The sequence below is a fragment of the Bryocella elongata genome (genome assembly GCF_900108185.1).
Lineage (GTDB): Bacteria > Acidobacteriota > Terriglobia > Terriglobales > Acidobacteriaceae > Granulicella > Granulicella elongata.
In genome coordinates this window covers 963,464-986,991 of the sequence record NZ_FNVA01000001.1, presented here as the reverse complement: position 1 = coordinate 986,991, position 23,528 = coordinate 963,464, and the positions used below count along the sequence as shown (strand labels likewise).

Annotated in this window: 22 protein-coding genes; 12 read left to right on the top strand and 10 right to left on the bottom strand. The window is 61.5% G+C overall.

From position 1 onward, the window contains the following. Positions 1-39: 39 nt before the first annotated feature. Entirely contained in the window at positions 40-1,635 is a 1,596-nt protein-coding gene (locus C4S68_RS04090) for an ArnT family glycosyltransferase (RefSeq protein ID WP_103931701.1), read from the bottom strand. A gap of 134 nt (positions 1,636-1,769) precedes the next feature. Between C4S68_RS04090 and ypfJ the strand changes: the two genes are divergently transcribed. After that, entirely contained in the window at positions 1,770-2,666 is an 897-nt protein-coding gene (gene ypfJ, locus C4S68_RS04085; protein ID WP_103931700.1) for a KPN_02809 family neutral zinc metallopeptidase, read from the top strand. Positions 2,667-2,726: 60 nt separating this feature from the next. Continuing rightward, complete coding sequence (locus C4S68_RS04080) at positions 2,727-3,560, top strand: SGNH/GDSL hydrolase family protein (protein ID WP_103931699.1); 834 nt, start codon at positions 2,727-2,729, stop codon at positions 3,558-3,560. Here the strand turns inward: C4S68_RS04080 and uvrC are convergent. Together uvrC and C4S68_RS04070 are read right to left on the bottom strand one after the other, a co-directional pair. Beyond that, positions 3,557-5,620 carry an excinuclease ABC subunit UvrC gene (gene uvrC / locus C4S68_RS04075; RefSeq protein WP_103931698.1) on the bottom strand — a complete coding sequence of 688 codons (2,064 nt, stop codon included), beginning with the start codon at positions 5,618-5,620 and terminating at the stop codon, positions 3,557-3,559. The two genes, C4S68_RS04080 and uvrC, sit on opposite strands and share 4 nt — an antisense overlap. A gap of 94 nt (positions 5,621-5,714) precedes the next feature. Continuing rightward, positions 5,715-5,933, bottom strand: coding sequence for a DUF3311 domain-containing protein (locus C4S68_RS04070; RefSeq protein WP_103931697.1), 219 nt, complete (start codon positions 5,931-5,933; stop codon positions 5,715-5,717). Between the two features lie 69 nt (positions 5,934-6,002). Here C4S68_RS04070 and mazG point away from each other — a divergent pair, with 69 nt between their 5' ends. From mazG to menC, 3 genes are read left to right on the top strand one after another with little or no spacing between them, the layout of a single operon-like run. Next, positions 6,003-6,875 (top strand): nucleoside triphosphate pyrophosphohydrolase, encoded by an 873-nt coding sequence (gene mazG / locus C4S68_RS04065; RefSeq protein ID WP_103931696.1) that lies wholly within the window; start codon positions 6,003-6,005, stop codon positions 6,873-6,875. After that, the gene (locus C4S68_RS04060) at positions 6,872-7,684 is read left to right on the top strand and encodes a GNAT family N-acetyltransferase (protein WP_235011333.1); all 813 of its coding nucleotides are present in this window, start codon (positions 6,872-6,874) and stop codon (positions 7,682-7,684) included. Before mazG ends, C4S68_RS04060 begins: the two co-directional genes overlap by 4 nt. 44 nt (positions 7,685-7,728) lie before the next feature. Beyond that, positions 7,729-8,856, top strand: a complete 1,128-nt coding sequence (gene menC, locus C4S68_RS04055) for an o-succinylbenzoate synthase (protein ID WP_103931695.1) — start codon at positions 7,729-7,731, stop codon at positions 8,854-8,856. A gap of 23 nt (positions 8,857-8,879) precedes the next feature. Here menC and C4S68_RS04050 read toward each other — a convergent pair whose 3' ends face one another. Further along, positions 8,880-9,758 carry a hypothetical protein gene (locus tag C4S68_RS04050; RefSeq protein WP_146072001.1) on the bottom strand — a complete coding sequence of 293 codons (879 nt, stop codon included), beginning with the start codon at positions 9,756-9,758 and terminating at the stop codon, positions 8,880-8,882. Between the two features lie 338 nt (positions 9,759-10,096). Between C4S68_RS04050 and C4S68_RS04045 the strand changes: the two genes are divergently transcribed. Next, complete coding sequence (locus C4S68_RS04045) at positions 10,097-10,594, top strand: bactofilin family protein (protein ID WP_103931693.1); 498 nt, start codon at positions 10,097-10,099, stop codon at positions 10,592-10,594. 117 nt (positions 10,595-10,711) lie between these two features. After that, positions 10,712-11,260, top strand: coding sequence for a class I SAM-dependent methyltransferase (locus C4S68_RS04040; RefSeq protein ID WP_327333376.1), 549 nt, complete (start codon positions 10,712-10,714; stop codon positions 11,258-11,260). A gap of 103 nt (positions 11,261-11,363) precedes the next feature. On the opposite strand, the gene C4S68_RS04035 is transcribed toward C4S68_RS04040, so the two are convergent. Then, positions 11,364-11,612: a hypothetical protein gene (locus tag C4S68_RS04035; protein ID WP_103931691.1), complete on the bottom strand. Its 249-nt coding sequence runs from the start codon at positions 11,610-11,612 to the stop codon at positions 11,364-11,366. 321 nt (positions 11,613-11,933) lie between these two features. Here C4S68_RS04035 and lnt point away from each other — a divergent pair, with 321 nt between their 5' ends. Together lnt and prfB are read left to right on the top strand one after the other, a co-directional pair. Continuing rightward, positions 11,934-13,493 (top strand): apolipoprotein N-acyltransferase, encoded by a 1,560-nt coding sequence (gene lnt / locus C4S68_RS04030; RefSeq protein WP_235011331.1) that lies wholly within the window; start codon positions 11,934-11,936, stop codon positions 13,491-13,493. Between the two features lie 56 nt (positions 13,494-13,549). Then, positions 13,550-14,684, top strand: a protein-coding gene (prfB, locus tag C4S68_RS04025) for a peptide chain release factor 2 (protein WP_103931690.1) whose coding sequence is annotated in 2 segments (ribosomal slippage) — positions 13,550-13,618 and positions 13,620-14,684 — 1,134 coding nt in all. Because the reading frame shifts where the segments join, the coding sequence is not laid out codon by codon here. 26 nt (positions 14,685-14,710) lie between these two features. Here the strand turns inward: prfB and C4S68_RS04020 are convergent. Together C4S68_RS04020 and C4S68_RS04015 are read right to left on the bottom strand one after the other, a co-directional pair. After that, the gene (locus tag C4S68_RS04020; RefSeq protein WP_103931689.1) at positions 14,711-15,388 is read right to left on the bottom strand and encodes a YdcF family protein; all 678 of its coding nucleotides are present in this window, start codon (positions 15,386-15,388) and stop codon (positions 14,711-14,713) included. A 132-nt stretch (positions 15,389-15,520) separates the two neighbouring features. Continuing rightward, on the bottom strand, positions 15,521-16,171 hold the full coding sequence (locus C4S68_RS04015) for an L-threonylcarbamoyladenylate synthase (RefSeq protein ID WP_103931688.1): 651 nt from the start codon (positions 16,169-16,171) through the stop codon (positions 15,521-15,523). A gap of 109 nt (positions 16,172-16,280) precedes the next feature. Between C4S68_RS04015 and C4S68_RS04010 the strand changes: the two genes are divergently transcribed. The 3 genes from C4S68_RS04010 to C4S68_RS04000 all read left to right on the top strand — a co-directional run bounded on the left by C4S68_RS04010 (position 16,281) and on the right by C4S68_RS04000 (position 19,504). Next, positions 16,281-17,102, top strand: coding sequence for a TrmH family RNA methyltransferase (locus tag C4S68_RS04010; protein WP_103931687.1), 822 nt, complete (start codon positions 16,281-16,283; stop codon positions 17,100-17,102). Continuing rightward, complete coding sequence (locus tag C4S68_RS04005; protein WP_103931686.1) at positions 17,099-18,442, top strand: replication-associated recombination protein A; 1,344 nt, start codon at positions 17,099-17,101, stop codon at positions 18,440-18,442. The genes C4S68_RS04010 and C4S68_RS04005 overlap by 4 nt, the downstream gene beginning before the upstream one ends. Positions 18,443-19,084: 642 nt before the next feature. Further along, complete coding sequence (locus tag C4S68_RS04000) at positions 19,085-19,504, top strand: hypothetical protein (protein ID WP_103931685.1); 420 nt, start codon at positions 19,085-19,087, stop codon at positions 19,502-19,504. 191 nt (positions 19,505-19,695) lie between these two features. Here the strand turns inward: C4S68_RS04000 and C4S68_RS03995 are convergent, their stop codons facing one another. From C4S68_RS03995 to C4S68_RS03985, 3 genes are all read right to left on the bottom strand, one after another. Beyond that, the gene (locus tag C4S68_RS03995; RefSeq protein WP_103931684.1) at positions 19,696-20,301 is read right to left on the bottom strand and encodes a thioredoxin family protein; all 606 of its coding nucleotides are present in this window, start codon (positions 20,299-20,301) and stop codon (positions 19,696-19,698) included. A gap of 329 nt (positions 20,302-20,630) precedes the next feature. After that, positions 20,631-22,799 (bottom strand): protein-disulfide reductase DsbD family protein, encoded by a 2,169-nt coding sequence (locus tag C4S68_RS03990; RefSeq protein ID WP_103931683.1) that lies wholly within the window; start codon positions 22,797-22,799, stop codon positions 20,631-20,633. A gap of 22 nt (positions 22,800-22,821) precedes the next feature. After that, the gene (locus C4S68_RS03985) at positions 22,822-23,268 is read right to left on the bottom strand and encodes a CoA-binding protein (protein WP_103931682.1); all 447 of its coding nucleotides are present in this window, start codon (positions 23,266-23,268) and stop codon (positions 22,822-22,824) included. Between the last annotated feature and the right edge of the window lie 260 nt (positions 23,269-23,528).

Genomic DNA, 23,528 nt, shown 5'->3' with positions numbered 1-23,528 from the left:
ACAGCTTGAGGGTAGCACGGTGCAGTCCGCGCGATTCCGTTAGATGTAGAAACGCTCGTCCTTCCAGTCAAAGGGAGCCGAAGGCTTTCGCCCACGCAGCAGGTAGATGTTGCGATGCTCAAACGGCATGGAATACGGGTCGTACATCTGGCCGACGATGGTGACGGAGTCGTACTTGGTCGCGACCTCTTCTGGCTTGTCGTCGATCACCGCGATGACGAGGTTCGTGTCGCAGCCATGCATACCCCACCACCAGTAGCTATTCTGTCCGCTCAGCGCCGGAGGCAGCCCGAGGTGATCCTTGCGATTGAAGAAGTCGATGGCTCCCGCCTCGCCGTAGTTGCTTGCGAAGAGGCACACTCGTTGACGGTCCCCCGGGGAAAGAGCGTCATACGTACGCTTTACGATTCCAACCTCGCGCTCCCAGCCAAAGCGGTCGGCATAAAACTGCGGCAACGGCCCCGTCGCAGAACGCTCCGTATTGTCATGCGGCAGATGCATCGCCTCCGTGTAGCGAACCCACGCAGCCGGCGCCATCACGGGACTCGCCATCGGAAGGACGATCAAAGTCGTAATCACGAGCACTGCGGTAAGAATGGGGAAGCCAATCAACCTCTCGTTCCGCACCCTCGGGCTTGCTGAGAACCGATGCTCCCAGGCGATAGCGCCCGCAGCGAAGAATGCCGGATAGATCCCTTCGAGATAGTAGTCCTTCGCGTGCGCGGCGAACATGATCGCATAGAAGAAGAGCATCGTTGCGCCCAGCCAGCGGCTATTGCGTATCGACTTGCCGCGCAACAGCGCGACCACGCCTGTCATCCAGATCAGCGCATTCACGGGCTGCATCGTCGAGAACTGCGCCAGTACGAACTGCACGGGCCCCAGGGTGATGTTCTTGTGATGGATCTTGCCGTTCTGGAGGAACTTCAACGTCGGCCATTGATAGTGAATCTGCCACAACACGTTCGGGAGCGCGATCAGAAGCATCAGCACAATCCCCAGAGCAGCCCAGCGCGTGAAGAGAATCTTCCTCTGTGGCGTCACCAATAAGCCCAGCGCCACAGCCACCAGGAAGAAGGCCATCGACGGCTTGTTCAACAGGCCGATGCCTGCAACAACGCCAAGAATCGTCCACCATTTCGCCGGCGAACTTCCTCGCAGGATCATGACGACAGCCAGCACGCATGCGGACCAGAACGCAGCCTCGAACGAGTTCATCGAGAGGAAGCCATCTACACCGATGTACTGCGGTGTGCACATCAGGCCGAGCATCGCCAGCGACTGTGCCGAGCGATGTCCTCCCAGCGCCCAGCAGATCATCCCGCCGAGGAAGACCATCACTGCTCCAGCGCACGCCGAAAGCACGCGAATCCCGAAGACCGATTCGCCGAAGAGCACTTCTCCCAGCCGGGCCTGCAACGCAACGATGGGGCCATGGTCAACATAGCCCCACGCCAGGTGCCGCCCGCACGCAAGGTAGTAGAACTCGTCGCGGAAGTAGCTGTAGCCAATGTGTGTGGTCCACAGCGTCAGCGCAAAGGTGAGCAGGAGGTTCGCAACGGCGAACCCTGCTGCGAGGCGCAAGGCTGCACTGCGCTCAAGGTCGTAGGGGCGCACCACTGTCGAGGAGGTCATCACAGGAAAGAGTACGCGCGAGGGCGTCAGAACGTTCCACCGGAAATTGTGCGAGCAGGTCGCCACCTCGTCCTACAATCGACGTGGTACCGCGCCCCTTTGCATCTAAGGGGTTCAGGATACGGAGGATAGCGATGGAGTGGACACCCGGCAACATGAGCAGCGACATCGAGGACCGCCGCGACGATTCGGGCGGCAGCGGTGGCGGTGGAGGCGGCTTTGGTTTTGGTGGAGGAATCGGGATCGTAGGTTTCCTCGTCCTGCTCGTCATCAGCCTGCTCACGGGGCGCAACTTCCTCGGCGCCTTTCTCGGCGGCGGTTCTTCCGCGCCTGTCGCGCAGACCCAACACATCTCACCGACGCCGAGCGCAGGCAGGGCCGGCAGCGCAGGCGAGGACCGCGACGCCCACCTCATCAGCTTCGTGCTGGACGATGTGCAGAAGACCTGGACCCAGATCTTTGCTCAGCAGGGGAAGCAGTATCGCCACGCCAAGCTGGTGCTCTTCCGCGGCTCGACTTACTCGGGCTGCGGGACAGCGCAGGCCGCCACGGGCCCTTTCTATTGCCCGGCCGACGAGAAGGTCTACATCGACCTCGACTTCTGGGATGACCTGAAGCGCTTTGGCGGAAGCACCGCCGACTTCGCCCAGGCCTACGTCATCGCGCACGAGCTCGGCCATCACGTTCAGAAGCTGCTGGGAACCGAGCAGAAGGTGACGCAGCTGGAGCAGGAAGAGCCCTCGCAGCGTAACCATCTCTCAGTCGATGTCGAGTTACAGGCCGACTGCTACGCGGGGGTGTGGGCGCACTCGGCGCAGCAGCGCAACATCGTCGATCCAGGGGACGTTGAGAACGCATTGAACGCTGCTGCCGCCGTCGGCGATGACCATCTGCAGAAGATGTCCGGCCGTGCCGTGAGCCCCGAGAGCTGGACGCACGGCTCGAGTGCGCAAAGGCAACATTGGTTCACCCGGGGCCTTCAGGGCGGCGAGATATCGAGCTGCAACACCTTCGGCGGTAGCCAGCAGTAGATACAAGCACCTGGCCTTTGCGGGCTGCTAGGCTCCAACGGACGATGCTACGATGCCCTCATGCGGCGACTCGTCCTCCTGCTTCTTGCTGCCACGCTGTGGTCTTCGTCCCATGCGCAGGTGGTCACGCGCCTCATTGTCTTCGGCGACAGCTACTCCGACATCGGCCGTGGCTATCTCGATGGCAACGGGCCAACCGCCGTCGCATACCTCGCGCAGCGGCTCGGTTCACCGATGGTGCCCTCCAACGCGAAGGACCTCAGCGGCAGGAGCTTGAACTTTGCGGTCAGCGGAGCGCAGACGGGGGAAGGCAAGGGCTTCGAGATCGGCGGCTTTCTGCTGGGCTATGGCATGCGCAACCAGGTGGAGGAGTTCTCGGCGATGGTGAAGAGTGGCCGCGTCTCCTTTGATCCCGCGACGACTCTCTTCTTCATCGCGGGCGGCCTCAATGACTCGAGACGCACGACCGACGACACGATCTCAAACCTCACCGCAGAGATCGCGGTCCTGTACTCGCTGGGCGCGAGAAGGTTTGAGGTGGCGATCCTGCCCGAGAGCATTCCCGGGTTTCACAACGTCGCCGTTCGACTCAATCCATCCCTCGCGATGATTCAGCAGATGATGAAGCCGAAGTTGCCGATGGCTCAGATTCGCTCGTCCCAGTGGGGTGCGTACTTTGATGAGGTGATGGCTCATCCCTCGAAGTACGGGATCGTCAACACCACCGATCGTTGCGCAGGCCGCGAGATTCGTCACGAAGACACGAAGCCGTGCGCAAAGCCCGAAACCTACTTCTACTATCACGAAGAGCATCCTTCGACCGCGACGCAGAAGGCTGTCGGCGACATGCTGTACGACGAACTCAAGCGGTACGGTGGCGTGGCTGCGCGTTAGGTCTCGATATTCACAAGATCGCTCGCGCTCGCTCCACCTTCGCGTTTGGCAAAGTGAAGCCGGATCTTCTCCGCCGTCGCCTTGTTTGCAACGGCCAGCAGGGAATCGGGGTTCTTCTCCGCAGCCTGCTGCAACGCGCGCACGCTGCCAAAGTGCTCCAGCAATCGCTGCCGAGTAATCGCGCCGACACCAGGAATCTCGTCGAGTTCGCTGGTACGGTCGCGCATCTCGCGACGTTTCCGGTGGTACGTGATCGCGAATCGATGGCTCTCATCGCGAATCTTCTGCACGACGTGCAGCACAGGTGAGCGGCGATCAAGTACCACCGGCTCGTCCTCCTGCCCGTAGACGTAGATAATCTCTTCGCGCTTCGCAATGGAGGCCAGCGGCTGTGTCGTGAGGCCAAGCTCCTCCAGCGCTGCGGCTGCAGCATGCAACTGCCCAAGGCCGCCGTCGATAAGAATCAGGGAGGGCAGCACGGAGTCCTTGCCGGTCGGCTGCGCTCCGTTGGCGAACTTCGCATAGCGCCGCAGCAGGACCTCGTGCATCGACGCGAAATCGTCCACGCCGCTCACGGTCTTCACCTGGTACTTGCGATAGTCGGCCTTCTTCATCGCGCCCTTTTCCCAGACCACCATCGATGCCACGGTCTCCGCGCCCTGGATATGCGAGATGTCGAAGCATTCGATGCGCTCGGGGAGCTCCGGCAACGTCAGTGCATCCTGCAACGACTCCTGAATGGCCTTGATCGAAGGTGCCAGTACGCGGAAGCGCTGATCGTACGACTGCTTCGCATTCTGCGAGGCGAGATCGACAAGCGCACGCTTGTCGCCACGCTGCGGAACGGCAAGCTCGATCCTGCTTCCGACGCGCTCACGCAGAGCCTCGGCGAGCAACTCGCGGTCGGCGAAATCCACCGGCGAATAGATATGCTTTGGCACATACGTCTGGTCGAGGTAAAGCTGCTTGAGCAGGGCAGAGAAGAACGCCGCTGGTGAGAATCCGGGCTGCGATTCGAAGTCCGAGGCTCGGGCCGAGAGGCCATCTGCGCCCGTCTCAAACGGCGAGGCGAGCACCGAATGCTCCTCGAGCGTTGCCGAGTCATCCACGATCTCCGGTGCGATGTGGTTCGGTTCTGGCTCCAGAGCCTGGTCGGCAACCTCTTCCTCGTCTGGAGCGAGACTGATGTCTTCCAGCTCCGGCAGGTCCTCCCAGAACATCTCGCGGCGATCGACGATCTTGCCGCCGCGCATGTGGAAGAGGTTCACCGCAAGCATCTCGTTTTCGAAGTGGAAGCCGAAGACATCGATGTCCTCTTCCTCTGCGGACTCGATGCGCTGTCGATCCTGTGCCTGAGAGACGGTGATGAGCTGATCGCGCAGCCTCGCCGCCAGCTCAAACTGCATGTTCTCCGCCGCATCCGCCATGCGTTGATGCAGTCGAGCCTCCAGCTCGGTCGACTTGCCTTCGAGAAACAGCTGCACATCGCGGATCGCGGAGCGATAGTCCTCGGTCGAGATCAGGTCCTTCACGCAAGGACCCAGGCAGCGCTTGATGTAGTACTGCAGGCACGCGCGCGGATGATAGCGGTTCAAATCCACCTTGCAGCTCGGGATCAGGAAGCTGCGATGAATCAGGTCCACCAGCCGATGCGCTAGATTGCCAGGGAAATAAGGTCCAAAGTACGCCGAGCCATCCCGGCGCAGGCGCCGCGTCACGAACACCTTGGGATGCCGATCGCCCAGCGTGAGCTTGATGTATGGATAGGTCTTATCGTCGCGCAGCAGGATGTTGAAGCGCGGCTTGCGCTGCTTGATGAGGTTGTTTTCGAGTGCCAGCGCCTCGCGCTCGTTGCCGACGAGGATGTACTCGATGTCCACGGCCTCGCGCATCAGCGAGCCGGTCTTGGCGTTAGCCTGCGAGGCCGCGAGGAAGTAGCTGCGCACGCGAGCGCGCAGGTTCTTCGCCTTGCCAACGTAGATCACCTGCCCCTCAGCGTTCTTGTAGAGGTAGCAGCCAGGTCCTGTTGGCAATGTCCGGATTTTCTCGTGCAGATCCACGCGTCGTCAGCCCATCTTCTAGTGTAAGCGGGTCGTATCGATCGCGCCCAACGGATGGGATGCGGCAAAGCCGGTGCGCGGTGCGGGAAGGTGCTTACTCGGTGCGGAGCTGGAGATAGACGACCCACAGCAGCGAAGAGGTCAGGATGACCCAACCGAGCTGGTACCAGTAGAAGAAGGGAAAGCCCAACAGCACCGGCGTGGCGCGGTTGTACATCTGCGGGAAGCAAAGGAAGACATAGGGCAGCGCCAGCAGGAAGGCGATGAACGCCTTCTGCACGGTGGATCTCCTGGGCCTGCTGCGTTCGCTCATCGTTTGCTCCAAGCCAGCCTTCCCCAGCAGCTTACCATCAGCCTCGCCTGCGGCTGTACGATGGAAGGGATGACGGAACAGGAACTTCCGCACAATGCGGAGCTCGAGGCGAGCCTTGGGCGCGCGGCAGCTATCATGGCCCGGCTGCGCGCCCCCAACGGCTGCCCCTGGGATCTCGAACAGACCTTCGACAGCATCAAGCGACACACGCTGGAAGAGGTTTACGAGGTCTTCGACGCGATCGAGCGCCGCAACTTCGCGGACCTCAAGGATGAACTCGGCGACCTGCTGCTGCAGGTGTTGTTCTATGCCCAAATGGCGTCCGACGAGAGCCGCTTCACTCTGCGCGACGTCGCCGACAACCTCAGCGCCAAGCTCATCCGCCGCCATCCTCACATCTTCGGCGACGTAGAAGCCGAGACCCCTGACGCCGTGTTGCGTAACTGGGAGCAGATCAAGGTCGAGGAGAAGAAGGCGAAAGCAGCCGAAGAAGATGGCCCGCGCTCGCTGCTCGATGACGTACCGCGCTCGATGCCAGCGATGATGGAGGCCACGAAGATCGGCTCGAAAGCTGCAAAGGTGCACTTCGACTGGCCGGACGCACAGGGCGTGCTCGCCAAGGTCGATGAGGAGTTAGCCGAAGTTCGTGCCGAGCTTGCGGCCAACGATCCCGAACGCATCGAGTCCGAGGTGGGCGACCTGCTGTTCTCCGTCGTGCATCTTGCGCGGCATCTGAAGGTCGATCCGGAACAGGCTCTTCGAGGCACCAACGCCCGCTTTCGAGCACGATTCGCAGCGATGGAAAGCGTCAGCGAAGCTCGCGGCCAGGAACTCTCAGGCATGAACGCCGACCAGCTCGAAGCTCTATGGGCAGAGGCCAAGCGTGGCCTCGCCGCAGAGAATCATCAGAAACAAGATCAGGACGAAGGAGAGCGCGCATGAGCGCCATGGAGACGGCACAGACCGTTACCGCAACCTCAACTCCGAGGGTCGAGATCCGGCCCGTGACCAATCTGGATGAGTGCCTCGAGTGCCTGGAGATCGAACGCGCGGTATGGGGCTACGATCCCGAGGACCTCATCCCCTCGCGCATGTTCCTGCTCGCTGCGCGTATCGGCGGCCAGGTGCTCGGAGCCTACGTCGACGACAAACCGGCCGGCTTCGCGATGGCGCTCCCCGGCGTGCGTAACGGGCACCCGTATCTCCATTCGCACATGCTTGGGGTTCTCTCGGAGTATCGCAACCTGCGCATTGGCCAACGCCTCAAGTTGGCGCAGCGCGACGAGGCGCTCACGCGCGGCTTCGAGCTCATGGAGTGGACCTTCGACCCGCTCGAAATCAAGAACGCGCACATGAACATCACACGGCTTGGCGCGGTGGTGCGACGCTATGCTCCAAACTTCTATGGCCCTTCCACCTCGCCACTGCAAGGCGGCCTGCCCACCGACCGTGTCTACGCCGAGTGGTGGCTGCGCTCGGAGCGCGTCGAGCGGATCCTTCGCGGCGACGCACCGACCTACGAGATCGTCGAGCAAGTCGATGTGCCCAACGCCATCTATGCCTGGAAGGCGCAGCCCGAACATCGCGAGGAGGCACTCGCCGTGCAGAGCCGCAACGCCGACGCCCTGCAGGCGGCCTTCGCACGCGGCCTCACCGTTGTTGGTTATGACCGCAAGGCGGATGGCGACGGCGCCTACCTGCTGGGTATCTGGACCGATGCTCCTGCCAACATTACGGACTACAAGAAGTAAGTCCCACAAAAGATCAACCATAAGCAACACGACCCGGAGAGACCATGAAGTTCGATGCCATCCATATGCGCGAGTTGAATATGCCGCTCGCGCACCCGTTCGAGACCAGCTTTGGCGTGACCACAGGCCGCCGTGTGTTGCTCGTGGAGATTGAAGCGGATGGCTTTAGCGCGTGGGGAGAGTGCGTCGCCGGCGAGCACCCGTACTTCTCCGACGAGATGATCGACACCGCATGGATCATCACCGAGACCGAGCTGATTCCGCGCCTGCTGAAGGCCGACATCGGTAGCGGACGCGATTGCCCCGCCATCTTCGAACAGGTGCGCGGACACCGCATGGCCAAGGCCGCGCTCGAGAACGCGGTATGGGAGCTGCACTCTCTTGAGCGCGGGATCCCCCTCTCAAAGCTGCTGGGCGGCACACGCGAGAAGATCAGCTGTGGAGTGTCCATCGGCATCCAGTCCTCACCGGAGAAGCTGATGGAGGTCATCGCAAAGGAGCTTGCAGCGGGCTATCAGCGCATCAAGCTGAAGTGCAAACCCGGCTGGGACGAAAACATCTTCGCCATGGTGCGTGAGCGCTGGCCGAACATCCTGCTGAGCTGCGATGCCAACTCCTGCTACCGCCTCGAAGATGCGGACCGCATCGCCAAGTGGGATCGTTTCAACCTGCTGATGGTGGAGCAGCCCATGTGGTACGACGACTTTTACTTCCACGCCGCGCTGCAGAAGAGGATGAAGACCGCAATCTGCCTGGATGAGTGCATCCGCAATCGGCGTGACGCTCGCGCTGCGCTCGAGCTGGGCAGCGGGAAGATCCTCAACATCAAGGTAGGGCGCGTTGGCGGATTCACCGAAGCCATCGCCATACACGACATCGCGAAGGAGAAGGGAGTTCCCGTGTGGTGTGGCGGCATGCTCGAGACCGGAATCGGCCGCACGCATAACATCGCCCTCTCGTCGCTGCCGAACTTCTCGCTGCCGGGCGATGTTTCAGCATCGGCCCGCTACTGGGCGGAGGACATCATCGAGCCCGCAGTTACCGTCAGCGACAAGGGCGAGATCATCGTGCCTACCACCCCGGGCCGGGGCTTCGAGGTAGTTCGCGAGCGCATCGAGCACAACACGGTTCGCTCGAAGACGATTCGCCGGGACGCCGCGGTCAGCGTCTAGCTCAGCCTGTCGGGCGCAGCCGGTCAGCGTGTAGGAACGTGCATCGCAAGCAGCATCTGTACTGCGTCCTGCATGCTGACCGGCCCTGGCAGAGCCTCAAAGTCGCTCGCAACCATGCGGTCATTCATAGCGAGGCTCTTCACCACGACACGCATGTTAAGGTGCATATCCAGGTTGGAGTACACCCACCGTTCTCCGGCTGGGTTAGCCTGCTCCAGCGCGAGCGTGCCTCCCGGGTAGATCTTGCCCACGATCCCCCAACCAAAGCTCACGGGCTTCAAGACTCGAGCTTCCACGCGAACCATCCGCCCCGACCTCGCGTCGATCCACAACCTCCCCTCGAGGCCGGTGAGCATGTCTGCCGCCATCGAAGGCGGGTGGAAGGCCGGGTTCGGCCTGAAATCGATCGATACCTGTTGGCCGGCAAAACCCTTCCACTGCGGCTGGCCGGCAGCGTAGGTAAAGAGCATGGCGCGCGGCATCAACTTCACGAGCTCAATCGTGTCCTGCCGCGTTCCGGCGTCCCGTTTGTGATGGCGGACGAATTCTTCAGGACGGCCCATGACGCCTCGCAGTCGCTCCTGTTCCGCGAGGTCTTCTGCCACCGTCAGCGGACGGCCATTGCGCTCAACGAGCCGCGCCACGGCCCCGAGCTTTGTCTCAACCTCCACCCGCACCGTGTCGGATTTCGCGTCGATCTTATGGACGCGAAAGCGGAGAGGTTGCGTGCCGTCATCGTCAATGACCTTGAGTTCGTGCGCGACAGCAGCGTCGGCCCAGACCTGCGGCGGGCGACTGACAAGTGCGCCTGCCGTCGTGCCTTCCGAATCTGCGGTGTTCCCCGAGGAGCTCGCCTGTCCATTCGCGGGCTGCGCATAGAGAGCTGTGACGAAAATCATCATGACCCAGAACACTTTGCCCTGTCTGTTCAACCCCATCCATCCCTTGAGATAAGCCCGGTCGGCCCATCGCAACTGCATCGAATCAATCAACTCGGCGTGCCTCACTCCTATTTTGACGTAACGAGATGCCCAGAGGACGATTGTGCCCACTTGCTCCCGGGCAGTATAGTTGCGGCAACGGCAGTCCCGCGGAGAGGCCTTGGGCCATTGGCGGTATAAGAAGTTCGCTTGCAGACGCGGGCGAACAGGGTCAGTTGTGTGCGCGGCGATAGAATAGCCCGCATCCAACCCAGATGTGTGGCGTTGCCACAGCGATTTAGATAGAAGGGCGAAGTCGAATGAACTCAGCCGAAGGCGCGACCATCATCGGTCTCAATACAAAGGTCCAGGGAGAGCTGAGCGGTACGGAAAGCCTTCTGATCGAGGGCGAGGTAGAGGGAACCATCACCCTGCCTGGCGGTCGTGTCACCATCGGCGATCAGGGACGGGTCCGTGCAACCATCTTCGCGCAGGAGATCCTCGTCTCGGGAAGAGTCCATGGAGACCTGCAGGCGACCGGATTTGTGCAGCTCCGCGGCAATTCCATGGTCCTCGGCGATATCACGTCGCCGCGCTTCACGATCGAAGAGGACGCCATGCTACGTGGTCACGTCGATCCGGTCACTCCGTCAACGCCGCATGAAAATTCCTCGGCGACCAGGCACGACGCAACGGAGCTTCCGTCGGCGTTGGCTGCAGCGGAGCGTCAGATTCAAGGCGCAGTCTCGGGCTCGGAAGCCACCAACCATCCCAGCAGCTCAACGACGACCGGGGAAGACGGCCCCTCGTTATTTTGATCGCGAGCGACGCTTCGCGGAGGCAACGAACGAATGCTCGGGATCTTTCGTAGAGACCAGTCCAACGCTGCCAGGCAGCCGGAACGCTCGTCGCGCCATTCGCGCGGGTGGACCGGTCTGCACGCTCACCTGCAGTCTCACGACTCTCTTCGAGTCCTGGACTTCGGTGCCACTTCTCCGTCGAACATCAACTATCTGACGGCTTTGGGACACAGTGTCTACATGGCCAACATCGTTCAGGACGCCAGCCGCCCTGAGTGGCTCACCCCCTCGGGGGAGGGGGTGACGCCCGAATATGACGTCGAAAGATTCGTCAGCTCGAATCTCGATTTTTCAGGTCGGGATTTTGATGTCGTCCTGCTTTGGGACACCGCAGACTATCTTCCCAAGCAACTCGTTCCTGCAGTGTTTGATCGCCTACGGACCGTGCTGCGGCCTGATGGCCGCTTACTGGCTTTCTTTCATGGGAAAATCGACGGAACAGGCACCCGATTTTCGCGATACCAACTCACCAATACGGAGAACCTTGACCTCATCGAAAGCGGCGAGTTTCCGATGCTGCAGGTGTATCCCACCCGGCAGATCGAGAAGTTCTTCGAAGGTTACTCCAGTACCCACTTCTATCTTGGCAAGGACAATGTCCGCGAGGTAATCGCAGTTCGCTAACTGAAGCCGATCTTAAGATGAAAAGGCCGCCACATCCGTGGCGGCTCTTTGTTTGGGCTACAGCAGGGAATTGATCCAACTCTGCCTTGATGCCGTCTCCGGATTAGGCAGTCTTCTTACGGCTTTCAGCCCAGCGGCGCTTCTGCGCTTCTGCAATTCGCTTGCGGCCCTCAGGGGAAAGCTTCCGAGCGCGCTTGGCGGCCGGCTTAGGAACATTTGTGCTTCCCTTGGGTCGGCCCCGGCGACGTGTCACTGTAACAGTCGTACCACTGATATTGACCAGAGCCGACCGTGCCTCTTGCAGGCGCTTGATCTCGGCATCGATCTCACTCAGAATCTTGCTTACATCCATTGGAATTCCTTCCAGCCTTCGATATTTGCAGTCCCACTCCGCCAAATCATGCAATGAAGACAACTCTATGCCTGTTAGCGAGCATATGTAAACCCGTTGAACCTAGGTTTATTCATTTATCTGACTCAGATGTCCCGTCCCGAGTTATCCGAGAGATAGAAATTTTGCCTCAATTCGAACCACGGACCTAAAATCCGCCGAAACAAGAGGTTGCTAGCTCACCGTAGACAGGGCATCACCAGGTGTCCCTCCAGGAGTGCTATCCTCAACGCGATGCGTACGATACCACTGCGGATCTGGCTCCTGTCGGCGCTCTCAGGAGTGCTGCAAGCCCTCCCATTTCCCCTTGAAGGGGCTGTCCCGCTCTGGCGAAGGGCTTTTTGCTGGATATGCCTGGTTCCACTTCTGCTTGCGATTCGTGATATCGAACGATATGGCAAACGATATGGCAAAGGAGCACGCTGGTTTCATGCGGCCGCCATCGGATACCTTTGTGGGATCGTCTGGTACTTTGCAAATTGCTACTGGATCGAAGGCACCATGCAGCTTTACGGTGGCTTACCGGTACCTGCTGCATGGGGCGTGCTCCTTTTGTTTTCCCTGTATCTCGGGCTGTATCACGCCTTGTTCTGCGGGCTCCTTTGGGCGATCCAGCGGCGACGGAATTGGTGCACCGCGCTAGTGGTGGCCCCCTTAGTCTGGGTTGCGGTAGAACTTGCTCGTACGCAAATCACGGGGTTTCCGTGGGACCTTCTCGGCTACACGCAAATTGACCATCTGATATTGAATCGGCTCGCGCCTCTTACCGGAGTGATGGGATTATCGCTGGTGGTGGCACTGGTCAATGTCTTGTGGCTCCTTCCGTTCGCCTGCGAACTGTGCGGCACGCCCAGAAAACTTGCCATCGGGAGCCTGGCACTTGCAACCACACTGCTCGCGCTATCGGCAAATTGGTGGACACCGCCGCCAGACACTCGGTCGCAGACTGCAGTGCTCCTGCAGGACAATCTCAATATCGGTGGCGCCGCCCAGGGAGATAGTCCGACCGATGATAGCAGGGCAGCGATGCTCTCCTCATTTGTCGCCCTTAGCGAGTCCCCGGCGATGAGTTCAGGTGTCCCGGAGCGTTCTGGATATCCCACGGTCATTCTCTGGCCAGAGGCTCCAACAGATTTCTTCGACAGCGATCCGCAGTTTCGGAGTGTCCTGAACTCCCTCGCGATCAACGCTCACTCTACAGTGATCGCAGAGGACGTAACTCCCGCAGCGACCGATTCCGACGGAACGCGCCACCTGTATAACTCAGCTCGCCTCACGACACCCGCGGGAAGAGATGGGGGGCGTTATGACAAGATGCACCTCGTCCCGTTTGGCGAATACACACCCTACAAGCCACTGTTCTTTTTCGCCGGAAAGATCCTAGACGATCTACCCTTTGTTCCTGGACTTTCGCGCAATGCCCTGGTCAGCGAGGGACACCGTTACGGTGTCTTTATCTGCTATGAGTCGATTTTTGGAGATGAAGTACGGAGGTTGACCCAGGATGGCGCCCAGGTGCTCGTGAACCTCTCCGACGATGGCTGGTATGGAGACTCGAGCGCGCCGTGGGAGCATCTTGACATGGCCAGGATGCGCGCCATCGAGAATAACCGCTGGGTCCTGCGTTCTACAAATACTGGGGTAACGGCCGTTATTGATCCGCACGGACGCGTCGTGGCGCAGCTGCCACGGCACGTGCGCTCTTCACTGGCTGCAGGATTTGCGTTTCGCGACGGCCTGACACCCTACACGAGGTTTGGCGACTGGGTCGGTTGGTTGTGTGCCCTGATGACAGCTCTCGCGCTGGGGGCGAGCTTTTTCACCCGGCGGCCAGTACACTAGAGTTTGCCGCGTGCCTTGCAGGCACAGCGTAAGCCTTCAAAGAAAGATCTGATTCGATGCTGAGTGACCTTGAATTCCTTTACTCCCCGGTTCGCGAGAAAGTACGCGATCTGCGGGAGTATCTTTGACTCGCCCCGCCTGAAGTCCGAGTTAGCCTCCGTTGAGGAGAAGATCGCAGACCCTTCGGTTTGGGCCGATGCGGCGAAATCCCAGCCGCTGATGCGGGAGCGCAAGCGTCTCGAGACGGCTCTCTCCCACGATGCCGAAATCGAGCGGCGTACCAGCGATATCGACGCCTACTTCGACCTGATGCGCGAAGGCGAGACCTCGATCGAGCCCGAAGTCCAGCGCGAGATCGAAGCTTTGGCCAAGCTCACCGAAGAGCTTGAGTCCCGGAGCATGCTCAGCGAGGAGACCGATCCGCTCAATGCGATCGTCACGGTGCATCCGGGAGCCGGGGGCACCGAAAGCCAGGACTGGGCCGAGATGCTCATGCGCATGTACCTGCGCTGGGCCGAGCGGCAGGGCTTCAAGACCGAAATCAACGAGCTGCAGGATGGTGATGAAGCCGGCATCAAGTCAGCTACCTTCACCATCACCGGAGAGTACGCCTTTGGCATGCTGACCGGCGAAACCGGCGTGCACAGACTGGTTCGGATATCTCCCTTCGACTCCGCCAAGCGCCGTCACACCAGCTTTGCCAGCGTCTTCGTGAGTCCGGAGATCGACGACACCATCGTCATCGACATCAAGACAGAAGACCTCCGCATCGACACCTACCGCTCGGGCGGCAAGGGCGGACAGCACGTGAACACCACCGACTCCGCAGTCCGCATCACACACCTTCCGACGGGCCTTGTCACCGGCTGCCAGAACGAGCGCTCGCAACACAAGAACAAAGAGCGCGCCATGAAGATGATGCGCTCCAAGTTGTACGAGTACGAGCTGGACAAGAAGAAAGCGGCTACGCGCAAGATTGAAGATTCGAAGCTGGAGATCAACTTCGGCTCGCAGATCCGCAGCTACGTGTTGCAGCCCTATCGCATCGCCAAAGACCTGCGTACTCGCGTCGAGGTTGGCGACGTGGATGCAGTGCTCGATGGTGCGCTGGAGCCATTTATTCGCGGCTTCCTCAAGATGCGTCGCGAAGGCGGCATCCCCGCGCCGATCACCGATGACGATGAGGTTTAGGCTGCGCTCGGCGCGGCCTAAATCCTCTAGTCGCCCTTGCCTGCAAGCCAGCGATGCAACCAGCTGATGTGCAGGTTGAAGCGTAGCGCCGTATAGCTCAGCATCTCGTGCATCATGCGCTGTGCTGCATCCATGTCATCGAGGTGACCAATCACTTCGCGTGGTGAGGTGTACGTATCCAGACCCGCGCGCTCGCATAGCAGTTGAATACGGAACAGGTGCGTTCCATCGCTGACGACGACGATCTTGTCGAAGTGCTGGCTCTCGGCGATCTCCTTCAACCGCGCGACCTGCTGCTCGGTATCGAAGGAGTGAGTCTCCGCGATGATGTGGTCAAAGGGCACGCCCTGGGCGAGCAGATAATCCCTGCCCACGCCACCCTCGGTCTTGCCTGAATCCTTGTCACTGCCGCCACCAAGGGTCACGATGACTGGCGCTATATCGCGATCGTAGAGGGACACGGCCTTGTCGAGGCGAGCATGTAGCACCGGCGAAGGCCGTCCGGCATACTCCGCTGCACCGAAGACCGCGATGGCGTCGGCATGTTGCGCATTGTCAACATGCGCTGTCGACTGTATCTCGTGGTACACCCAGCCGAACCAGCCTGCGGTTACCAGCAGGCCGAGCAGGATGAGGTCGCGCAGCAGGCGGCCGGCGAAGTTCGTTTTGCGGCCCTTGCCGCTGGACTTAGTGTTGGCACTCATCGTTCATGTGCTTTGGCTTCGTGTGCTTTGGCGATATCGTATCGCGCAAAGGATTCCCTCGTCCCGCAAAGTGCGGTGACGCAGGCATATTGGATGACGGCCAGGTCGCTCCGGTGTCGCCACTCGCAAGTTTCAGGCAAGTTTTTGCAAAGTCAGGGCGATCTCGTGGGTGGGGATCGCACCTTCGCGGAGAATCATCCACGAGTTGCCTCCACCGCTGAGATCGACGATCGTCGTGCCGACAGACCGCGCCGTCGGGCCAGCATCGACGATCAACGGAATCTTGTCGCCAAACTGGTCACGGACGCCGCCAGCGTAGGTGCATTCGGGCATGCCCTGGAGGTTGGCAGAGGTCGCGGTAATCGGCAGGCCAAGACCTTTGACGACCTCGCGGCAGAGAGGGGAATCGGGCACTCGGATGGCGACATTGCCGGTATTGGCGGTGACGCGGAGAGGCAGCTTGCTGCCCGCCTTGACGATCAGCGTGAGCGGGCCGGGCCAGAAGCGTTCCGCCAGCAGATCAAAGGCTGTGTCGATGGAGCGCGCGAGTTCGTAAGCCTGCGAGATGTCCCCGATGAGCAGCGAGAGCGGCTTATGCTGGGCGCGCGACTTCAGCTCATAGATCCGATCCACCGCATGCAGGTTGACCGGGTCGACGGCCAGGCCATAAAAGGTGTCCGTCGGCAACGCGACTACGTGTCCGGCGTTTAGCGAGCTCACCACCTGCGCGACCAAATGTGGCTCAGGTTCGTCCGGATGAATGCGCAGCGTCTCAGCGTTCAAGTACAGGCCCTCAACGGAAACTCTACCGCATCTTGCTTCGGAGATGGTGCAAGCCGTCACATCGTCGCGGGCCAGAGGCGCTCATTGCCGGCGGTACACTTGAGGTTGCATGGATCCCATCGACTTCGGAGCACCGATTACCAGCCGCACGAACGCCCGCGTGAAGGCACTGCGCGCAGCGTTGAGCGGCAAGGCTCGCAAGCCAGGCGAGTACATCGGGATCGAAGGCTCGACTCTGATTCTCGAGGCGCTACGCAGCGGTCTTCCTCTGGATACGGTCTTCGTCCGGGAGGGCAGCGAGGGGGCTCTTGATCCCCGTGCGTGGCAGGGTGCTGAAGCGGAAGCCTGGGTGATCCTGAGCAAAGACGTGTTCGACAGCGCCGTTGAGACGGAGACGCCGCAGGGGATCGCTGCGACCATGGCGATTCCTCCGTTACGGCCATTGCCGGAGCGCGTTGGGACGGTCCTGCTGCTGGAGAATGTGCAGGATCCTGGCAACGTAGGCACTCTGATCCGCTCGGGCGAAGCCTTCGGAGCCTCGGCGGTGTTCCTGACGAATGACTGCGCCAATGCGTGGAGCCCGAAGGTCCTCCGCGCGTCGGCGGGTTCAGCGTTTCGTGTGCCCATGTTGCGCGCCAGCCTTGGGGAATTGACCATCACGCTGAGGGAGCATGGTTGCGGACTGCTTGGCGCGGTCGCGCATGGTGATGGTGTCGTCGCAGTGCAGGAGGCGGACCTGACGCAGGCCTGTGCGGTGCTGATCGGCAACGAGGGCGCTGGTCTCTCGCAGCAGGCGATCTCGGCCTGCGATGGAGGCATCACGATCCCGTGCGAGATTGAGTCGCTGAATGCTGCGATGGCTGGCTCGACGATTCTCTACGAGGCGATGCGGCAGCGGCTGGCGGCGGTGAAGAGGGGCAGTAGCCGATGAGCCTCTTCGACACGGCGATGACGCAGCAGGGAACTCGCACAGCTGCTCCGCTCGCAGAGCGCATGCGCCCGCGCACACTGGATGAGTACTTCGGACAGACGCACCTGCTGGGGCCGGGAAAGCCGCTGCGGCTGCAGATTGAGGCCGAGGCCAGCAGGGCGGCGGTGAATGCGGCGTCGATGATCTTCTGGGGACCTCCTGGAGTTGGGAAGACGACGCTGGCCAAGATCATCGCGGGTGTGACCAGCTCGAGCTTCATCGAGTTCTCGGCGGTGCTTTCGGGGACCAAGGAGATCAAGCAGGTCATGGTGGATGCCGAGAAGGCGTCGACCTACGGCTCGCGGACCATCCTGTTCATTGACGAGATCCACCGCTTCAACAAGGCGCAGCAGGATGCGTTCCTGCCCTATGTGGAACGGGGATCGATCCGGTTGATCGGAGCGACCACCGAGAATCCATCTTTCGAGATCAATGCTGCGCTGCTCTCACGCTGCCGCGTGTACACGCTGCGGGCGCTGGAGCAGGAAGAGATCATGGCGCTGCTGGACCGGGCGCTGAAGGATTCAGAGCGCGGGTTGGGGGCGTCGGGGCTGGAGATCGGCGAGGGGGCGATGGAGGCGATTGCTTCGTACTCAAGCGGCGATGCGCGCAATGCGCTGAATGCTCTGGAGGTCGCGGCTGGGCTGGCGAGCGGGCGCGGCGAGACGTTGATCACGCGGGAGATTGCGGCTGAGGCGCTGCAGCAGCGGGTGTTGCTGTACGACAAGAAGGGCGAACAGCACTACGACCTGATCAGCGCGCTGCATAAGAGCGTTCGAAATTCTGATGCGGACGCTTCGCTGTACTGGCTCGGCCGGATGCTGGCTGCTGGCGAGGATCCGATGTACGTCGCCCGGCGCGTGGTGCGGATGGCGGTGGAGGACATCGGGCTGGCGGCTCCGGAGGCGCTGAATCTGTGCCTGAGCGCGCGGGATGCGATGCACTTCCTGGGCTCGCCGGAGGGCGACCTGGCGCTGGCGCAGGCGGTGGTGTACCTGGCGCTGGCTCCGAAGTCGAACGCGGTGTACATGGGCTATGGGCAGGTGCTGGCGGATATCGAGTCGCGCCCGGCGGAGCCCGTGCCGCTGCACCTGCGGAACGCTCCAACGAAGCTGATGAAGGAGCTGGACTACGGCAAGGGCTACCAGTACGCCCATAACGTGGAGGGCAAGGTGGCGGCGATGGAGTGCCTGCCTGCGGGGCTCGCCGACCGGCGGTACTACCAGCCTACGCAGGAGGGCCGGGAGAAGCTGCTGGCCCAGCGGATGGCGGAGATTGAGCGGATCAAGCGCGGCGAGTAGGTCCCCCTCCCCCCTAAGTCCTGAGCTAAAGTCTTTACTCTCAACGCAAGGCCCACAAAATCTTCAGCAGCGAGGGTTTACATGCAAAATATTCTTTCGAAAAGAGTTAGCCGCGTGTAATTGCATCCTTGCGTGGATGCTATTCCGGGGGCTTATTCCATGATAGTTGGTGGAATGGGGCGATTACGCCAAGGGGACGAGCGTGAAATCGCCTGTGTTGGCGAGGGTTTCGCTGGTTTGCGGTGTGGCGGAGGGCTTGACAGGTCCCTCGGCGGCTGAAACCGCAGGTTGGGCGAAGTGGTGATTGTCGCGGCTTAGGCCGCGACCTGCCGTTCGTCCCAGGCTCGAGGGACTCGCAGGTTGGCCCGTGGCGTTCGTGTGACCTCTGAGCCCGGCTCCCTTTAGAAATCTGGGGCTCCCGGTGTATCTGGGAAATGCTTCGCGAAAATGAGATGTGGGCACCCGCTCATTGATGGCGTGTAGGATCGGGACATCTTTCCTTTGCGGAGTCTCATGCGTTCCACTGTCCTCGCAGCGCTTCTGTGCCTCGGCCTATCCTCTTCAGCTCAACAGACGTCCCCGGCAGTCGCTCCGACACCGGCGTCACACCAGGCTGCGCTTCAACTTGTGGAGGCGAGCGGAATGCGCGCAGGGTTTGTTGCGAATGAGGACAAGATGATCGCTGCGGGCAAAGAAGCGATGGTCAAGCAGGATCCGACGCTGAACGCAGCGTTCGTGGAGGAGTGGGGGAAGCGGATGAAGCAGACGCTTGACCCGAACGAGTTTGTGGCGATGGCGGCTCACGTTTGGGAGAGCCATTTCACTGAGGCTGAGCTTCAGGTGCTGGCGCAGGGCGCAAAGGACCGAGCCGCGGGCAAGCAGCTCACCCTCTCGCCGGAGCTTAAGGAGAAGCTCACTGCAAACATCGTGGCGATTCAGAGCGAGATGACGGGAGGCTTCTCGCAGATCGGGTCGAGGGTCGGCGGCCAGATTGGCATGGATCTCCAAAAGGAACATCCGGAGTGGTTCAAGGCTTCGCCTCCTGCTGGTGCGAAGCCGTAGGCGAGAAGCGAATTGGTAGAAATGGGGAGAAATCGGTGGCTGGGCGAGCAAACAGCAGGTCCTTCGACTGCGCCTCTCGCGATGAAGCTGCGAGAGGCTTCGCTCAGGATGACAATCCTTCTGTAGGTCAGAAGCTTGCGCTCGATCTATATGCGCTCGATTTATATATCGACAGTGCCCAGACCCTCCGACTAATTCCCGTACTTTACGCTGCAACCGTAGGCCGTCGTGACTGGTTTGATTACGGGCTTGCCTGCCAGGGCTTCGGTGAGGGCTGCTGAGACGTAGTTGTGGGCGGCTTTGATCGAGCTGGGGTCTGGCGTGGGCTGGTCGTCGATGGCACCTTCGTAGATGAGCTTCCCCTGGGGATCGATGACGAAGAGGTGGGGCGTGGTTTTCGCGTTATAGAGGCGGCCAAGGGCTCCAGTGGGGTCGAGGAGGGCGGCGGTAGGCGCGGCGTGCATCTTCGCGAGGTACGCGTTCTCGATCTGTGGCGTGGCGTAGCCCTGCTGGCCTTCCGCGGAGGAGAGAACCGAGAGCCAGACGACACCTTTGGAGGTCCACTCGTGCTGCAGGGCCTCCATGTTGCCGGACTCGTAGTGCTTGCGGGTGTAGGGGCAATCACGATTGGTCCACTCGAGGACGACGAACTTGCCGCGGTACTGGGCCAGGGATTCGCGCTTGCCGTTAGAGTCGGTCGCCTTGAAGTCGGGGGCGGGGTCGCCGGGCTTGAGGGCGAAGGCGGCGGTGGTGAGGCCAAGTACGGAGAGAGCTACGATGCGGGACAGGGTCTTCATGGGGAGTCTCCTGCACAGAGCTGTGAGGTTTAGGGTGGGATGCTTGCGGGCGCTACAGAGGTTGGACGCAGCGGATGAGGCAGGTGTTTCGTGTGGGGCTGGTGAGCTGTGGAGGCGCCAGGTTTCCCGGGTGGGCGGGTATGAGGAGACCTGTTGAGCTGCGAGCGTTGAGGGATTGAGCTACGAGGGGGTTGCTGCGCATCCTGCGCAGGAGTGCCGGGGCTACCTGCTCCGCTCGGAGCGACGGTGGAGGCAGGTCCGGGTGCTCCGGATCCGAAAATCCGGGGCACCCAAAGCGCAAATGATCTGAGCGTTGGACGCGGGGCGCGCTAGTTCTTCGTGCTGAGCTTCAAGTCCTTGTCGATCTGCTTGGTGACGAGGTCCTTGGTGAGTAGTTCCGGGAGGACGTCGGGGTTGGACTTATCGCCCGGCGGGTAGATGACGTAGGTGGGTACGCCGCTGCGGCCGAGGGTCTGGAGGGACTGGGTGATGTTGGCGTCGTACTGGGTCCAGTCGGCACGGAGGAGGATGAAGTTGTTGTTGCCGAGGAGGGCTTCTATGTCTGTGGAGTCGAGGACGGCGCGCTCGTTGACCTGGCAGCTGAGGCACCAGGCGGCGGTGTAGTCGACGAAGATGGGCTTGCCGGAGGTGCGGGCGGCGGCGAAGCTGGCGGGAGTCCAGGGCTGCCACTGGAGTTTTTCTACGGTGGGCTTGCGCAGGGGAAGGAGGATCGCCAGCACGATGATGGGCGCGGCGATGAGCAGACCTTTGGTCTGCCCGGGCCAACGGCCGAGAAACCAGCCGCCGATGGCGAGCAGGAGAAAACCGGAGAGCAGGGGGACGATCCGGTCGACGCCATTGGGGCTGTAAAGCTGACCATAGACCCACGTGAGCCAGATGGCGGTCGCGAAGAGCGGGATCGAGGTGGCCTGTTTGAGGACATCCATCCAGGCGCCAGGGCGCGGAAGAACGCGGGTCCATTGCGGCTGCATGGTGAGCGCTAGGTACGGCAGGGCAAGGCCGAGCCCAAGCATGGTGAAGACGAGGAAGGTAACCACAGGAGGCTGCGCCAGCGCGAAGCCGACGGCTGCGCCCATCAGGGGAGCCATGCAGGGCGTAGCGACAACGGTTGCGAGCACGCCGGTGAAGAAGCTGCCGGCAAGGCCTTGCTTTTCGGCAAGCTCGCCACCCGCGGAGGTAAGCGAGAGGCCGATCTCGAACTGCCCGGTGAGAGACAGCGCCAGGAAGAAGATGAGAGCTGCAAGGACCGCGACGAAACCCGGCGACTGGAGCTGGAAGCCCCATCCCAGTTGCCTTCCTCCGGCACGGAGGATGAGCAGGACGGCAACGATGGTCCAGAAGCTGGCGAGGATGCCCAGCGTGTAGACGAGGCCATGCATCCTCTGGCGGGAGCGTTCTTCGCCGGAGCTGTTGACCAGCGCCAGCCCCTTGAGGAAGAGCACGGGGAAGACGCAGGGCATCAGGTTGAGGATGATGCCTCCGAGCAGAGCGAGACCGAGGGCTCCCCAGAGGCCGATGTCGCTCGAGGGAGCCTCCGCGGCACCGGGAGCAGAGCTGGATGCAGCCACGGCGGGTGGCTCGCCAGGAGTGACGGGCACCGTGACGTCGTAGGCTTCCTTGTCCGAGAACTCTATGAGGACGTGAAAGTCCCTGGGGAGGGCGGTGGAGTCTTTCGGACGGGGAAGCCAGAGCTGCCAGCCGTCGGCGGTGGCGTTGCGCTGATCGGGAGCATCGATGTCGATGACATCCTGATCGAAGGGATAGATGCCGATGTCGCTGGAGCTGGTTCCGGAGTGGAGGGTGAGGAAGATGTCCTTGGAACCACCGGTCGCAGTGACGCTCCAGCCCGAGGGTAGAGGCCTGGGCAGCGCTTTGACCGCGTTGCCGAGCGCGCCGAGGAGCGCAGGTTCCTGAACGGGGCCTTTGACGATGTTGATGTCGAGGCCGAGGTGGGCCTTTCCGGGGACGCAGACGCTTTCGCAGACGAGCCAGCTGACCTTCGCGTCGAGGTGAACCTTGCCTGGGGCGGCGGAGGGATCGACCTTGATGGTGAAGGGGAAGACAGCCTGGTCTTCGTAGCCGAAGTCCTTGAGGGGGCCGAGCGGAAGGGGCTCGGGCGGTGTGAACAGGAGCGGACTGGCGGTGATGCCCCTGGGAAGTGTCCAGGTGATGCGTGGAGGCTCGCCCGAGTCGCCGGGGTTGGTCCAGTAGACGTGCCAGTGCTCCTCGAGGGTGAGGACGAGGCCAGCCTGGAGGGTACCGCCGGGCATGGCCTGCGCTTGAGGGCTGAGGGTGGTCAGCTCCGCGGTGAGGTGTTCCGCCTTGAATGGGCCCGGGCCGCCGTCGCCGACCTCAACGATCTGCGCGTGCGCCGGCGTTAGACAGGCCGCTGCGGCGAGGAGCAGGGTGAAGAGGAGGTCCAGAGGGCGCGCGGCGCTGCTTCGCGTCCTGTATGGCGAGATCGTTCGGGAGGCCATTCTTTTCATTGTAGAGGCGTTTTCAGCTCGCCAGTTCGCGGGCGAGACGGCGGTGTTCGATGAAGATGCAACGGTCCATGACGACGTGGATTCCAGCGGCCTCGGCCTTGGCTGCAGCCTCTTCGTGAACGATGCCGAGCTGTACCCAGAGATTGCGGAGGCCGAGCTCGATCATCTCGTCGACGATGTCGGGGATGAATCCGGGCAGGCGGAAGACGTTGACGACGTCGGGCTTGATGGGCAAGTCGCGCAGACTCGGGTAGCTGGTCTCGCCGAGCGCGGACGGAATCGAAGGGTTCACGGGGAGGATGCGATAGCCGTGGTCCTGCATGTAGCTGGCGACCGAGAAGCTGGGCCTGGCGGGATTATCGGAGAGGCCGACGACGGCCAGCGTACGTCCGGAGCGCGAGCCGGGACGTAGGGCGCAGGGGCCACCGAGCATCTCCAGGATCACTTCGGGCTCGTTCATGCGATCTCCTCGGAGAAGTTGGGGCAGGGTGACAGATGGAGGAAGCTCTGTTGAGGAGCCCGGTGCAGCAAGTCTCAGATGCGCCAGGAAACCCTGCGGCTGCGGTGTGACCGGTAGTAGACGCGCATGACGCAAGAAAGTAACAGGTTTCGCGCCATGCGGCGGGGTATTCCTCTGTAGACGGGTGAGAAGTGCACCGGGCCGCGACGAGTGCGTGGTTTACAGCGGGCATTCGTTTACAATCAAACGCTGTAGGGGCC